Annotated in this window: 16 protein-coding genes; 12 read left to right on the forward strand and 4 right to left on the reverse strand. The window is 63.1% G+C overall.

Annotation, left to right across the window (positions count from 1 at the left end; all coding sequences use genetic code 11):
* The first annotated feature begins 3 nt into the window (after window positions 1-3).
* The 4 genes from QZ511_RS14090 (at window position 4) to mutM (ending at window position 1,978) form a co-directional block, all read left to right on the forward strand.
* Window positions 4-81, forward strand: a complete 78-nt coding sequence (locus QZ511_RS14090) for a JAB domain-containing protein (RefSeq protein WP_295803295.1) — start codon at window positions 4-6, stop codon at window positions 79-81.
* A 409-nt stretch (window positions 82-490) separates the two neighbouring features.
* Complete coding sequence (gene rpmB / locus QZ511_RS14095; protein ID WP_010132080.1) at window positions 491-727, forward strand: 50S ribosomal protein L28; 237 nt, start codon at window positions 491-493, stop codon at window positions 725-727.
* Window positions 728-759: 32 nt separating this feature from the next.
* Window positions 760-915 carry a 50S ribosomal protein L33 gene (rpmG, locus tag QZ511_RS14100; RefSeq protein WP_043319942.1) on the forward strand — a complete coding sequence of 52 codons (156 nt, stop codon included), beginning with the start codon at window positions 760-762 and terminating at the stop codon, window positions 913-915.
* Window positions 916-1,162: 247 nt separating this feature from the next.
* Window positions 1,163-1,978: a bifunctional DNA-formamidopyrimidine glycosylase/DNA-(apurinic or apyrimidinic site) lyase gene (gene mutM / locus QZ511_RS14105; protein ID WP_295803271.1), complete on the forward strand. Its 816-nt coding sequence runs from the start codon at window positions 1,163-1,165 to the stop codon at window positions 1,976-1,978.
* A 16-nt stretch (window positions 1,979-1,994) separates the two neighbouring features.
* Here the strand turns inward: mutM and ggt are convergent, their stop codons facing one another.
* The 3 genes from ggt to rsmD form a co-directional block, all read right to left on the reverse strand.
* On the reverse strand, window positions 1,995-3,764 hold the full coding sequence (gene ggt, locus QZ511_RS14110) for a gamma-glutamyltransferase (RefSeq protein ID WP_295803273.1): 1,770 nt from the start codon (window positions 3,762-3,764) through the stop codon (window positions 1,995-1,997).
* Window positions 3,765-3,834: 70 nt separating this feature from the next.
* Entirely contained in the window at window positions 3,835-4,323 is a 489-nt protein-coding gene (coaD, locus tag QZ511_RS14115) for a pantetheine-phosphate adenylyltransferase (RefSeq protein WP_295803275.1), read from the reverse strand.
* 86 nt (window positions 4,324-4,409) lie between these two features.
* A complete protein-coding gene (gene rsmD, locus QZ511_RS14120) occupies window positions 4,410-5,003 on the reverse strand; it encodes a 16S rRNA (guanine(966)-N(2))-methyltransferase RsmD (protein WP_295803277.1) in 594 nt (197 codons plus the stop codon).
* A gap of 114 nt (window positions 5,004-5,117) precedes the next feature.
* Between rsmD and ftsY the strand changes: the two genes are divergently transcribed.
* The 7 genes from ftsY (at window position 5,118) to QZ511_RS14155 (ending at window position 12,888) form a co-directional block, all read left to right on the forward strand.
* Entirely contained in the window at window positions 5,118-6,353 is a 1,236-nt protein-coding gene (ftsY, locus tag QZ511_RS14125) for a signal recognition particle-docking protein FtsY (RefSeq protein WP_295803279.1), read from the forward strand.
* A gap of 227 nt (window positions 6,354-6,580) precedes the next feature.
* A complete protein-coding gene (gene ftsE / locus QZ511_RS14130) occupies window positions 6,581-7,264 on the forward strand; it encodes a cell division ATP-binding protein FtsE (protein ID WP_295803281.1) in 684 nt (227 codons plus the stop codon).
* On the forward strand, window positions 7,248-8,255 hold the full coding sequence (gene ftsX / locus QZ511_RS14135; protein WP_295803282.1) for a permease-like cell division protein FtsX: 1,008 nt from the start codon (window positions 7,248-7,250) through the stop codon (window positions 8,253-8,255). Before ftsE ends, ftsX begins: the two co-directional genes overlap by 17 nt.
* Before the next feature lie 473 nt (window positions 8,256-8,728).
* A complete protein-coding gene (rpoH, locus tag QZ511_RS14140) occupies window positions 8,729-9,583 on the forward strand; it encodes an RNA polymerase sigma factor RpoH (protein ID WP_295803284.1) in 855 nt (284 codons plus the stop codon).
* A 267-nt stretch (window positions 9,584-9,850) separates the two neighbouring features.
* On the forward strand, window positions 9,851-10,228 hold the full coding sequence (locus QZ511_RS14145; RefSeq protein ID WP_295803287.1) for a DUF423 domain-containing protein: 378 nt from the start codon (window positions 9,851-9,853) through the stop codon (window positions 10,226-10,228).
* Between the two features lie 213 nt (window positions 10,229-10,441).
* Window positions 10,442-11,182, forward strand: a complete 741-nt coding sequence (gene trmB / locus QZ511_RS14150) for a tRNA (guanosine(46)-N7)-methyltransferase TrmB (protein ID WP_295803288.1) — start codon at window positions 10,442-10,444, stop codon at window positions 11,180-11,182.
* Window positions 11,183-11,274: 92 nt separating this feature from the next.
* The gene (locus QZ511_RS14155; protein WP_295803291.1) at window positions 11,275-12,888 is read left to right on the forward strand and encodes a patatin-like phospholipase family protein; all 1,614 of its coding nucleotides are present in this window, start codon (window positions 11,275-11,277) and stop codon (window positions 12,886-12,888) included.
* Window positions 12,889-12,907: 19 nt separating this feature from the next.
* On the opposite strand, the gene QZ511_RS14160 is transcribed toward QZ511_RS14155, so the two are convergent.
* The gene (locus tag QZ511_RS14160; RefSeq protein ID WP_295803293.1) at window positions 12,908-13,480 is read right to left on the reverse strand and encodes a hypothetical protein; all 573 of its coding nucleotides are present in this window, start codon (window positions 13,478-13,480) and stop codon (window positions 12,908-12,910) included.
* A gap of 94 nt (window positions 13,481-13,574) precedes the next feature.
* On the opposite strand from QZ511_RS14160, the gene QZ511_RS14165 reads away from it, so the two are divergent.
* On the forward strand, window positions 13,575-14,185 hold a 611-nt coding region (locus QZ511_RS14165; RefSeq protein ID WP_295803294.1), incomplete at its 3' end, for an alpha/beta fold hydrolase.

The following is a 14,185-nucleotide window of genomic DNA, read 5'->3' on the forward strand; positions in this document are numbered from 1 at the left end:
CTGGTGGATATCCGGGTGCTGGATCACCTGATAGTCGGTGAAGGTGGCGGCTGGTCCTTTGCCGAGCAGGGGCTTCTTTAGCGCTGGAGCCCTGTAGCGCCGTTGGTGGCGGTGCCGCTACCGGGTAAAGCCTTGTGAGACACGGGCTAGGCGCCCCCCCCTCAACCCATCCCTGGGGGCTCTGCAAAAACATCCTGTTTTTGAAGGTCTCACAAGGCTTTACCCGGCATCGGCACCTTCGCAGAGCGTCCGCGCGACGCCTGAGTCCTTATATACTTGCAGACGGTATCGGCCTTCCGACCAAAAATGGCCGCCCAGACAGCAAAAACATTGGTCAAAACTTGCCCCGCTATGGGTGTTCTGGTATAAAACGCCGCTCTTTGCGGCCGGGCCAGATTCTGTACAGATCCCGCGGTCGCGCTGGATACCGAATTTAGTCCTGCCCCGCCCAAGCGCAGAGGGCTCGAGAGTTTTTATAGAGGCCAATCAGATGTCCAAGGTATGTCAGGTAACCGGTAAGCGCCCGGTAACCGGAAACAACGTTTCTCACGCCAAAAACCGCACCAAGCGTCGCTTCGTGCCGAACCTGCAGTCCCACCGTTTCTGGGTGGAAGCAGAGAAGCGCTTCGTTAAGCTGCGCGTATCTACCAAAGGTATGCGTATTATCGATAAGAAAGGTATCGATACCGTACTGGCAGAGCTGCGCAAGCGCGGCGAGAAAGTTTAATTACTGCTTAACTGCAGATTGGAGACAGAACAATGCGTGACAAGATTCGCCTGAATTCCAGCGCCGGTACCGGCCACTTCTACACCACTGACAAGAACAAGCGCAACATGCCCGAGAAAATGGAGATCAAAAAGTACGATCCCGTTGCTCGCAAGCACGTTATGTACAAGGAAGGTAAAATCAAGTAATTGATTGCCTTGCTAGTTCGCGAAAAAGCCCGGTGAATCCGGGCTTTTTTGTGTCTGATAGAAACCAACTACTCTGACGCGAAGGCTTCGATGCCGGTATCCCTTTGCCAGACCTTCACCGCCATGGATGGCGGTGCAGAGCCCCCATGGATGGGTTGAGGGGGGGCGCCTAGCCCGTGTCTGGCAAAGGGATACCGGTAGCGGAGCCGCCACAAGACTCAAATAGTGCGTACCCGGAAGTTGACAGATGCCTGAGTTGCCAGAGGTCGAAACCACCAAGCGCGGCTTGGCCCCCCACCTGGAGGGCCGCAAGGTAAAGGACTGTGAGATTCGCCAGTACAGCCTGCGCTGGCCGGTGGATGCGGACTTTGCCGACAAGATCCGCGGTGCGCGGACTCAGCACCTGGATCGTCGCGCCAAATACCTGTTGGTGGAAACCGACAAGGGCACCGCCATCTGGCACCTGGGCATGTCCGGCAGCCTGCGCATCGTAGACGGCTCAGAGCCGCCGAAAAAACACGATCATATCGACTGGGTCCTAGATAGCGGCCAGCGCCTGCGCTTCCACGATCCCCGCCGCTTCGGTGCCCTGCTGTGGACCACCGGAGACCCGGCGGAACACGAACTCATCGCCCACCTGGGGCCGGAGCCCCTCAGCGACGACTTCAATGCCGACTACCTGTATATCGCCTCCCGCGGCCGCAAAGCCCCGGTCAAAGCCTTCATCATGGATGGCCGCATCGTCGTCGGTGTTGGCAATATCTACGCCAGCGAAGCGCTGTTTATGGCCGGCATTCGCCCGCAGACCCCCGCCGGCAAGATCTCCCGCCCGCGGTACGAACGGCTGGTCGAAGCGATCAAAACCGTCCTCGCCGCCGCTATCGAACAGGGCGGCACCACCCTCAAGGACTTTGTCGGCGGCGACGGCAAGCCCGGCTACTTCGCCCAGCAGCTGAACGCCTACGGCCGCGCTGGCCAGCCCTGCCCCCGCTGCCCCGGCACCATCCGCGAGCAGATCATCGGCCAGCGAAACACCTTCTTTTGCCCCCGCTGCCAGCGCTAGCTGGCCGGGTGAGAGGTTAGCGCCCCACCGCACTCCCCTCGCGCCGGGTGTCCGCGCCGCCGAGCAGTTTGCCGTCGATCAGCGCAATGGCGTGAATGCCGCTGTTCAGATCCTTGCGTACCACCTTGTGGCCCATGGCCTGCAACTTCTCCATCGCAGCTTGCGACAGCGCCTCGGGTTCCACTTCCACCTGATAGCCGATCGCGGTGATATTGCCGACGGCGATGGCCTCGGCGATGGGCATGCCCTTCACCAGGTGGTAGAGGATGGTGCGGGCGGTGTAATCGATGATGCGCGAGCCACCGGGGGAGCCCACCAGAAGGCGCAGGCTGCCGTCCTTGTTGAATACGATGGTGGGCGACATGGATGAACGCGGGCGCTTGCCGGGCTGTACCCGGTTGGCCACCAGTTGCTTGTCCGCGTTGGTGGGTACAAAGGAGAAGTCGGTGAGCTGGTTGTTCAGCAGGAAGCCCTTCACCATAAGCCGCGAGCCGAAGCCGGTTTCGATGCTGGTGGTCATGCTTACGCCGTTGCCGTACTGGTCGACAATGGACAGGTGACTGGTGTTGGGCAGTTCCGGGGACATGGCGGTGCGGCGATTTTTGGCAAAGCCCAGGGGGTTGCCGGCAATTGCGGGGCGCGCCCGCTGCGGGTCGATCAGCTTGGCCCGTTCCGCGAGATACTCCGGGTCCACCATGGCTGCGGTGGGTACCGCGACAAAGTCCGGGTCTGCGGAATAGGTGTTGCGATCGGCAAACGCCAGCTCTGAGGCTTCCACAAACAGGTGGGTCAGCTCGGCGCTGCCCACGTCGTATTGTTCCAGCGGGAAGTGCTGCAGCATGCCGAGCATGGCACCCACGGTGGTGCCACCGGAGGACGGTGCCTGCGCGCCGCACCAGTGGTACTGCAGAAAATCACCGCACACCGGTTCGCGTTCTTGTGCGCGATAGTCGGCGAGATCCTTGCGGGTCATGACACCGGGGTTCTCCGGGTCGTTGCGCACCGCGGCGACGATGGCCTCGGCAATTTCCCCCTCGTAAAAAGGCTTCACCCCCTGCTCCGCCAGCAGCTTCAGGGTCGCGGCGTACTCCGGGTTTTTCAGGGTATGCCCCACCGGCAGCGGCTTGCCGTCTTCGCCGAACAGATAGGCGCTGATGGCCGGGCGCACCGCTACCCGCGGCAGCTGCGCGGCCAGCTGGTACAGGCGCGGAGAGATGGCAAAGCCCTGTTCCGCCAACTGGATCGCCGGCTGGAACAGATCCTTCCACGGCAGTTTGCCGTCGCGCTTGTGGGCGAGCTCCAGCATGCGCAGCACGCCGGGGACACCCACGGATCTGCCGCCGATCACCGCGTCGAGAAAGCCCCGCGGCTTGCCGTCGCGCATAAAGTAGTTTTCGTCCACCGCCATGGGCGCGGTTTCGCGGCCGTCGTAGGAATAGAGTTTGTTGTCGTCGGCGCGGTAGCTGAGCATAAAGGCGCCGCCGCCGATGCCGGATGACTGCGGCTCGACCAGGCTCAATGCCAGTTGTGCGGCGATGGCGGCGTCAACCGCGCTGCCGCCTCTGGCGAGCATTTGTTCCGCCGCTGCGGAAGCGTGGGGGTTGGCGGTGACCGCCATGTACTTTTCCGCAGTGGCGGATTTGATTTCCGTGCGCCCGGTGGCGATCTCCGGCTGCACCTCTTTCTGTTGCGCCCCTCCCGGAGGAGCAAGCGCAAGGCTGGAGGCCGCAAACAGGGCGGAGGTGGAAAAACAGACGGCGGCGGAGAGAAGCAGTTTTCTGTACACGGGCGATCCGGTGGCTGTGACTGGGATCGCCCGAGTGTATCAGACCTGCGGGAGCAGGCAGGAATGGACGTCAGGGAGTCTGGCGGTTGAACTTCTCTTGCAGCGCCTTCTGCACGCCGGGGGGCACGAACTTGGTGACGTCGCCGCCGAGGGAGGCGATCTCGCGTACCAGGGAGGAAGAAATATACGAGAGGTGTTCCGCCGGGGTCAGGAACAGGCTTTCCATCTGCGGTGCCAGCTGACGGTTCATATTGGCGAGCTGGAACTCGTACTCGAAGTCGGATACCGCGCGCAGGCCGCGCACTACACCGTAGGCGTCCAGCTGGCGCACCAGATCCGCGAGCAGGATATCGAAGCCGATCACCTCGACATTGTCCAGGTGCGACAGCTCCTGCTGGGCCAGTTCTACCCGCTCTTCCATGGTAAACAGCGGGTTCTTGCGGCTGCTGGCGGCGACGGCGACCACCACATGGTCAAAAAGACGGCAGGCCCGCTCCACCAGGTCCATATGACCGTTGGTAATGGGATCGAAGGTGCCGGGGTAAACCACTTTTTTCATTTGCCAAATCGCCTTGCAGGCCAGAGGGGACGCGCATATTAAACAATTTAGGCGCGCGGCTCAAAAATGCGTGGATCTGCGGCGATTCAGAGGGAAAACAGCCGCATGCAGACCTGTCCGGCCTGTTTTTCCTTTTGTAGCTGCCAGCCCTCGGGGACTGCGACGCTGGTGCCCCTTGGGGTTTCCACGTAGATCAGCGCGTTTTCCCCGAGCAATCCGCCTGCGGACAGCTGTTTCAGGGTGCTGTCCCACAGGTTGGCGGCGAAAGGCGGGTCCACAAATACCAGGTCATAGGGCGCGGTGGGCTGTGCCAGGAACACCTCCGCGGGCAGGTTGTGCACCTCGCCATTGTCCGCCTGCAATACACTTAACTGCTGGCGCAGAATCTGCGCTGCGCCGCGGTCCAGCTCGACAAAGTCCACCGCACCGGCGCCGCGGCTCAGGGCCTCAAGGCCCAGGGCACCGGAGCCGGCGAACAGGTCGAGGCAGCGGGCGCCGGGCAGGTAGAACTGCAGCCAGTTGAACAGCGTTTCCCGCAGGCGGTCCCCGGTGGGCCGCAGTCCTTCGATGGGGGCAAAGGCTACCTTGCGCCCGCGCCAGCGGCCGCCAATGATGCGCAGCTGGCTGCTGGACTGTGCGGTCTGGCCCCGCGGGGCCTTGGGTCGGCGTGGTCTTGGCAAGGGATCCCCTGTATTTGGACTCGTGTGTGAAGGCGGCGGCAGTGTAAAATCTGCGCCTTTCCAATTCTCGCCGTCGGCTGGGCCGGCGCAAGCATCCGGTGATTTTACACGACCATGATTTTTGATTTCCTGCGCAAGAAGAAGCCCAAGGCCGAAGAGGCCGCCCCGGAGTCCGCCGAGAGTCAGGAAGTCGCCGCGGAAGAATCGCGGGAAGAGCCCGCAGGCGAGCCCTCCTCCGAGCAGGCGGCCAGCGCGGAAGCGGCAGTGCCCGAGCACCCGCTAAAAGACCAGCCCGAAGAAGCGCCGGCCGCGGAGCACCTGTCCGTGGAAGAAGCGCCGGAAGCCGCCTTCGATCCCCAGCCTGCCGCACCCGAATCTGAATCAGAGCCGGAACCGGTACCGGTGCAGGACAAGCCGAAGAAGGAGGGCTTCTTCGCTCGTATCCGCCGCGGCCTCTCGCGCACCAGCAGTCAGTTTGCCGAGGGCATGGGCAACCTGTTCCTGGGTGCCAAGGAGATCGACGAAGACCTGATGGAGGAGCTGGAGACCCAGCTGCTGATGGCGGACGTGGGCGTGGATGCCACCACCGAGATCATCGATCGCCTCACCGACCGCGTTTCCCGCCGCGAACTGGCCGACGGCGAGGCCCTGTACCGCGCGCTGCAGGAAGAGCTGGCGGGCCTGCTGGGCAGTGTCGAGGCACCGCTGGCCATCGACCAGGGCAAGAAGCCGTTTGTCATTCTGGTGGTCGGCGTCAACGGCGTCGGCAAGACCACCACCATCGGCAAGCTGGCCCACCGCTACCTCAACGAGGGCAAGTCCGTGATGCTGGCCGCCGGCGATACCTTCCGCGCCGCGGCGGTGGAGCAGTTGCAGGTATGGGGCCAGCGCCACAATGTGCCGGTGGTGGCCCAGCACACCGGTGCCGACAGTGCCTCGGTAATCTTCGATGCGATCCAGTCCGCCCAGTCCCGCGGGGTGGATGTGGTGATTGCGGATACCGCCGGGCGCCTGCACAACAAGGCCAACCTGATGGAAGAGCTGTCCAAGGTGCGCCGGGTGATGGGCAAGCTGGACGACACCGCCCCTCACGAGGTGCTGCTGGTACTGGATGCCGGCACCGGCCAGAACGCGCTCAGCCAGGCCGAGACCTTCCGGGATTCCGCCGGTGTCACCGGTCTCGCCCTGACCAAACTCGACGGCACCGCCAAGGGCGGGGTGATTTTCGCGCTAGCGCAGAAGCTGGGGATTCCGGTACGCTTTATCGGTGTGGGGGAGCAGGCGGAAGACCTGCAGCCATTTGTGGCGAAAGATTTTGTCGCTGCGCTGTTTAATCGGGCTCAGGGCTGATTACCTGGGGTTTGTGGTGCGTTGTTGAATAGCTGGGTGGCGGCGCTGCTACCGGGTACAGCTTTCTGAGACACACCGTAAACCCATCCCTGGGGGCTCTTCGAAAAAGTCCCTTTTTTCGAAGGTCTCAGAAAGCTGTACCCGGTATCAGCGCCTTCGCGCAATGTCCTGTAGCCTCGACAACGAAGTGCTACTGCTGAAGTTAAGAACAACAAAAACGCGCGTATATGATCAAGTTCGACAACGTCAACAAACGCTACGAGTCCGGGCAGGACGCGCTGGGGCGTGTCAGTCTGGAGATCGGGCGCGCGGAGATGGTATTCCTTACCGGCCATTCCGGCGCCGGCAAGAGCACCCTGCTGAAACTCCTTACCGCCATCGAGCGCCCTACCCGCGGCAGCATCATCGTCGCCGGTCAGAACCTCAACCGCCTGCGCAACGGCCAGATCCCCTACTACCGCCGCAATCTCGGCATCGTGTTCCAGAACCACCAGCTGCTGTTCGACCGCAGCGTGTTCGACAACGTGGCGCTGCCGCTGGCGGTGGCCGGTTGCAGCAAGCGCGAGGTGGGCCGGCGGGTGCGTGCGGCGCTGGACAAGGTGGGGCTGTTGCACAAGGAAAAACAGAACCCGATCGTGCTCTCCGGTGGTGAACAGCAGCGGGTGGGTATTGCGCGCGCGGTGGTGAACAAGCCGGCGCTGCTGGTGGCGGATGAGCCTACCGGTAACCTGGACCCCAAGCTGTCGGAAGAAATCATGCAGCTGTTCCGCCAGTTCAATGCGGTGGGCACCACGGTGCTGATCGCGAGCCACGACCTCGAGCTGATTGCGCGCATGCGCCAGCGGGTGCTGACCCTGCAGCAGGGACAACTGATCTACGACGGATACCCGAGCCGTGAACCAGCGTATTAATCCCTCTTCCCAGCCCACCCCGGTGGCGGAACGCCAGCGCGCGGCAGGTGCGGTGCACGCGCGCACCAGTGGTGGCGACCGGCTGCGCAGCTGGCTGGACCACCACCGGGAGATGTGGCGCGAGTCCTGGCGGCGTTTCTTTGCCGCGCCCATGTCCAGCGGGATGACGGCGCTGGTGATCGCGATTGCCCTGGCGCTGCCGGCGGCGCTGCAGTTGGGGCTGACCAACTTCCAGCGTGCGGTGGCGGGCTGGGACGGCCAGCCGCAGATTTCGGTGTTCCTGCACAAGCGCGCGAAAGAGTCGGTGGTGATGGATTATGCGGACCAGCTGCGCGCAGATCCCTTGGTGGCGGGGGTGACGTATATTTCTCCGGAGCAGGCGCTGGCGGAGTTCCAGCAGGCGTCCGGTCTGGGCGATGCGCTGGTGGGCATGGAGAGCAATCCGCTGCCGGCGGTGCTGCTGGTGCGCCCGGCGGGGTCGGACAGTGCGGCGCTGGAGTCTCTCGCGGCGCGGCTGCGGGAGAGTGCGCTGACGGATTCGGTGGTGCTGGATATGGCCTGGGTACAGCGGCTGGCGCAGCTGACGGAGCTGGGGCGGCGGATGAGTGCGGGCCTGGCGTTCCTGCTGGCGCTGGGGGTGTTGCTGGTGGTGGTGAACAGTATCCGCCTGCACATCGAGAATCGCCGTGAGGAAATTCTGGTGGTGAAGCTGGTGGGCGCGACGGATGCGTTTGTGCGCCGCCCGTTCCTGTACACGGGGCTGGTGTACGGCCTGGTGGGCGGGTTGATTGCGTGGCTGCTGGTGAGTGTCGGGGTCTGGTTGCTGGCGGGGCCGGTGAGCGGGCTGGCGAACCTGTACGGCAGCGGTTTCCGGCTCGATGGGCCGGGCATTACCTATTTTCTTGGCCTGGCCGGTGGCGCCGCCCTGCTGGGGCTGATCGGCGCCTGGCTGGCGGTGGCGCGACATATTTCTGCGATTCAGCCACGGTAACTTCGGTTGTGGTCCGGAGGCGGTGCCGCTAGCGGGTGCAGCTTTCTGAGACACGCCGTAAACCCATCCATGGGGGCTCTTCCGCGAGGTCCCTCTCGCGGAAGGTCTCAGAAAGCTGCACCCGCTATCGACACCTTCAGCCCCTCCCCCGTGCCCCAGATGACAAACTCTGTGACCATACGGTCCGTCAAGTTTCGTAAAGCCCACCCCTGCAGTGGAACTTCCCCTGTGGATAACTGCTCTAACCTGCCGTAAATCAAGGGCTGGCGCGGTGTGGCGGTGGATCGCGGGCGGGGTTCCATTTCCCGTTGCGAGTGCTACACTGTGGCCAACTTTGCACTTTCGGTGCCGCTCAAAAGCTGTACAGCTCAGGGCCGGAGGGAGCAAGCCGCCGCAAACTACTGGTCCCGGTATGAATGAGTCCGGGCAGCAAGTGCCAAGCGGGGCAATAGAAGTTACGAGGAGAATCCTGAATGGGAACCAGTCTGCAGCCGATCCATACCCTGTCTCCGGGCGCGAATCTGAACGCCTATATCCAGACAGTCAGCGGCTTTGAGGTCCTGTCCGCCGAGGAAGAGAAGAAACTGGCGGAAGATCTCTACTATCACGAAAATCTTGAGGCGGCCCGCCAGTTGGTCATGTCTCACCTGCGCTTTGTTGTGCACATTGCCAAGTCCTACTCCGGCTACGGTCTGAACCAGGGTGACCTGATTCAGGAAGGTAACGTGGGCCTGATGAAGGCGGTGAAGCGTTTCAACCCGGAAAAGGGTGTGCGTCTGGTGTCCTTTGCGGTGCACTGGATCAAGGCGGAAATCCACGAGTTCATCCTGCGCAACTGGCGCATTGTGAAGATTGCGACCACCAAGGCGCAGCGCAAGCTGTTCTTCAACCTGCGTGGCCAGAAGAAGAAGCTGGCTTGGCTGACCAACGATGAAGCCAAGCGCGTGGCGGCAGAGCTGAACGTGGATGTACAGCACGTGCACGAGATGGAAGGCCGTCTGGCGGCCCACGATGCGGCATTCGATGCCGGTGTGGACGACGACGATGATTCCGCCTGGCAGGCCCCTGCGCACTACCTGGAAGACCGCCGTTACGATCCGGCCACCATGCTGGAGCACGATAACTGGCAGGAAACCAGTGTGAACAATCTGTCGGCGGCGATGGAGCAGCTGGACGACCGCAGCCGCGATATCATCGAGGCGCGCTGGCTGAGCGAGAGCAAGGCCACCCTGCACGAGCTGGCCGACAAGTACGGCGTTTCCGCTGAGCGTATCCGCCAGCTGGAGAAAAACGCCATGAAAAAAGTCCGGGTGGCGATGGAGGCCTGATAGGCTTTCTGAACCAACCGGATTCGAGAACCGCGCTTATGGCGCGGTTTTTTCGTATGTGGGTTTGATCGGGTTTCGTGGTATTTGCTCAGAAGCCGGTCTGGTGGCGGGAGATCACTGGGTGCGGGTTTTCAGAACCACTGTAAACCCATCCCTGGGCGTTGCGGCGGCGACGTCCTGTCGCCGACGCTTCTGAAAACCCGCACCCAGTGCTCCCCCTTCGCATTGACCTGAGTTGCTTCGTAAGCCAGATAGAAAGGAATAAAGATGGCTAAATTGTATTTGTTGCTTGCCGCGTTTTTCGGCGGTACTGGCGTAATTCTCGGTGCGTTCGGCGCCCATGGTCTGCGCAACAAAGTCGCGGAGAACCTGCTGGAAGCTTTTAAAACCGGTGTGCACTACCAGATGATTCACGCACTGGCCCTTATAGGTGTGGCTATCCTGATACATCAAATCGGCGCAAAAACTTCACTGGTTGTGAGTGGCGCGCTGATTGCCATTGGGATTCTGCTTTTTTCCGGCAGTCTCTACGGCCTCACATTTGGAGGCCCCAGGTGGCTTGGTCCAATTACCCCACTGGGCGGCACATTAATGATCGGCGGCTGGGTCGCTTTATTTATCGCTTCACTCGGTTACACAAAGTAATTACCCGCTAGGCGGGACGAAGTAAAAACCTACAAATCGAAGGCCAAGTGCCGGGTATGGGTTTTCGGAAGCGTCGGCGCCATGGACGGCGCCGACGCAGCTTACAGGGATGTATTCACAGCGGTTCCGAAAACCCATACCCGGTATTTGGCCGCCACAGTACGAGCTACGGAGCACCAAACAAGCTACGGAGCCCAGAGGTACCACACAAAGATGCAAGAAGAACCGAAAAACAATCTTGGCGAAGAGTCTGAAGAAGACTTCCCCTACCGCACCGAATACAAAAAGAAGTCCATCCGCAGCTACGTGATCCGCGCGGGTCGTATGACTGAGGGCCAGCGCCGCGCTTTCGATAACTACTGGGGCACCTACGGCCTGTCGCTGTATGACGGCGGTATCGAGCCGAAAGAAGTGTTCGGCCGCGAAGCGCCGGTAGTGCTGGAAATCGGATTCGGCATGGGCGACTCACTGTTGCAGATGGCGGAGCAGGAACAGGACAAGGACTTTATCGGTATCGAAGTGCATCCGCCGGGTGTTGGTCGCCTGATCAACAATGCCGGCAAGGAAGAAGTGAAAAACCTGCGGGTCTACATGGCCGACGCCGTCGACGTCCTGAACGACTGTATCGCCGACGCCAGCCTCGACCGTTTCCAGCTGTACTTTCCCGATCCGTGGCACAAGAAAAAACACCACAAGCGCCGTATCGTGCAGCCGGAATTTGTCAAACTGCTGTGCAGCAAACTCAAGCCCGGCGGGCTGATGCACATGGCCACCGACTGGGAAAACTACGCCGAGCAGATGCAGGAAGTACTGGAAGCCGAAGAACTGCTGGAAAATACCGCCGGTAACGGCAGCTACGCCCCGCGCCCGGAGTTTCGACCGCAGACCAAATTCGAGCGTCGCGGCGAGCGGCTTGGGCACGGAGTCTGGGACCTGTTGTACCGGAAAAAATAAAACAGAGCGGGCGCAAGCGGATATCGGATTTGCGCCCAATCCTCTGTGCTATCTTCATTCTACCGCCGGTAAAAGGATGCTCCGGAGCCACAATGACAACAAGTCCAAAAGCCTTGCGTGCGCTGCTTGTTTGCAGCCTCTTCTCTCTCACTGCCGCCCCTGCCCTCGCCGATCCGGAGGGTGCCCTCAACCTGTACCTGAATGGCGGTTATTACTGGTTCGATAAAGCGCGCCTCGACGGTACCCCGTACCGGGGGCTGGAGCTGGAAGACAGCACCGGGGGTGGTATTGGTTTCGGCTACAACGTCACCGACCGCTGGGCGATCGAAGGGGTTTACGATGCCTTCAGCGTCAACGTGGAAGATACCGACCTGGACGTGACCGTGGAGAATTACCACCTGGACCTGATGTACCAGTTTGGCGGGCGCTTCTGTGGCAATTACGACTGGCAGCCCTATGTGGTGGTGGGTGCCGGCGAGGTTCGCGTCAATGAAAATTCCAACGACGTCGCCTTTGACTGGCACCACCGCCAGACCATGGTCAACTTCGGTGCCGGGGTCAAATACCGCCTGCACCCGCGCTGGCAGGTGCGGGGCGATGCCCGCGGCTTTCAGGGAGTGGAAGAAGGTGGTGTGGACAGCTTCCTGAGCTTGAGTATCGGCTATCAGTGGGGTTCCGACCCGGTGGTGTACGATCGCGACGGCGACGGGGTGTCGAGCTATCCGCTGCTGGCCTTGTCGGGGGGCGGCTCGAACGGCGCCTTCGGGGCCGGCCTGCTGTGCGGCTGGTCGGAAACGGGCGAGCGGCCCGAGTTCAAGGTCGTCACGGGCGTCAGCGCCGGCAGCCTGCAGGCGACCTGGGCCTTCCTCGGGCCCGACTACGACCCGCAACTGCGCGCGATCTTCGCCGAGGTCTCGACCAAGGACATCTATCGCAAGCGGCAAGCGGTGGCCGCGCTGCTTCGCGGCGGGTCCTGCGACACCGAGCCGCTCCGCAGGACCATCGAGCGCTACGTCACCGCGGAGGGGCTCGAGGCGGTGGCCCGGGCCCATCGTGCCGGCCGGCGCCTCTACGTGGGCACCACCAACATGGACACGATGCAGTTCACCATCTGGGACATGGGCGCGATCGCGGCCAGCGAGCGCCCCGACAAGGTCCGCCACTACGGCGACATCCTGATGGCGTCGTCGGCGATCCCGGCGCTGTTCCCGCCGGTCTACCTCCCGGTCGAGATGGAGGGCGGGACCCGCTACGAGATGCACTCCGACGGCGGCACCTACGCGCAGGTGTTCTTCCGCGGCTTCCTGCTCGACTTCGACGACGCCCTGCGCAGCAGCGGCATCCTCGCCAAGGCCCCGCAGTCCGCGCTCTACATCATCCGCAACGGCAAGGCGCAGGAGGCGGTGACGCGGACGACCGTCAGGCCCCGCACCCTGGCCCTGGCGACCCGGACGATCGAGAACGCGTTCGCGATCACCATGGAGTCGGCCCTTTACCGGATGTACGTCCTGTGCGGTCGCTACGGGGTCGACTTCAACCTGGCGTCGATCCCCGACGACTCGCCGAACCCCCTCGATCCGGTCGACTTCGACCCGGCGGGAATGCAGCGGCTCTTCGACGAGGGTTTCGCACTCGGGAGCGAGGGCTACGCATGGCGCAAGGCTCCGCTGGGCCTCGATCCCGACGAGATGTTCCGGGGCCGGTAGCCGGCCCGGCGCCCTTCCCTCAGCGGTTGAGGCTCGAGGTGGGGCTGAAGCGCCGGGTGCGGTAGGTGATGCCGTAGGACAGCCCGGACTCGGAGAGTTCGTAGGCCTTGAAGCCCTCCTTCTGGGTGGCGGAGGCGCCGATCCCGCCGCCGAGCTCGTCGGCCTTGACCGTGGCCTCGGCGGCGGCGCCCGAGTCCCACTTGCCGCGCCGGAACTTCTCGAAGACCTCGGCGTCGTCGAAGATGAAGACGACGGCGTTCTCCTTGACCCCCATGCCCCAGCCCCAGTTGAGCTTCTGGATCTTCATGTAGGTGCGCTGGTCATCGTCGACCGCCACCCCGTAGCCGGACCCGGCGCCGAGTCCGCCGAGGATGAGCGGCATCTTGCCGCTGGTGTAGCGGAACACCGCGTGGCCCTCGGCCGCGGCGAGCTCGCGGGTCGAGTCGGGCTCCTCCTCGGCCAGCTTCGCGAGGATCCGCTCGGCCTCGCCGTCGATGAAGGCGCGCTGCTCGGCCGGGGTGGCCCCCTCGGGCTTCATCGAGGCGCACTGGACGCAGAGAAAGGCGAGGAGCAGGAGGAGGAAGGACTTCACCCCGCGATCGTAAACCCCTCCGGGGGCGTCGGCACAACCAGAAAGCGGCGCCGAGTCATCGACAGCCACACCGTCGCGACCTAGGCTCGGGCCGATGAAGGCCCGCTTCCGCCTTGCCGCGCTCTGCGTTCCCCTGCTGCTGGCCCGATGTGGCGCGCCACCCGGTCCCGGGCCCGCGAGCGGGGCGGTCGAAGCGCGGACGCGCGGCCACGAGGTCGGCCGCTTCGAGACCCACGACGGCCGGCAGCTCGCCTACGTGGTCCACCGGGCGTCGCGCCGGAATCCCCGCCGCGCCGGCTTCCTCTACCTCCACGGGATCGAGAGCCACTCCGAGTGGTTCGACGAGGCCGCCCGCCAGCTCGCGCAGCGCGGCTACCCGGTGGTGTCGATCGACCGGCGCGGCAGCGGCATCAACCGCGAGAACCGCGGCTACGTCTCGGGCCACGTCGAACGCGGCACCCACCTGGTCGACGACATCCACCGCGCGGTCCGGATCGTCCGCGAGCGCAACAAGGCCGACGAGATCTACCTGATCGGGCTGTCCTGGGGCGGCAAGTACGTGATGGCCTACGACGCGAGCTACCCGGGCGAGGTCGATGGGATGGTGTTGATCACCCCCGGGATGAAGCCGAAGGTCGACCTGACGCCCGGCGAGAAGCTCGCGGTGTTCACCGACTCGGTGTTCGCGCCGAAGCTCCAGCACCG

This window comes from uncultured Microbulbifer sp., from assembly GCF_913055755.1.
GTDB lineage: Bacteria > Pseudomonadota > Gammaproteobacteria > Pseudomonadales > Cellvibrionaceae > Microbulbifer.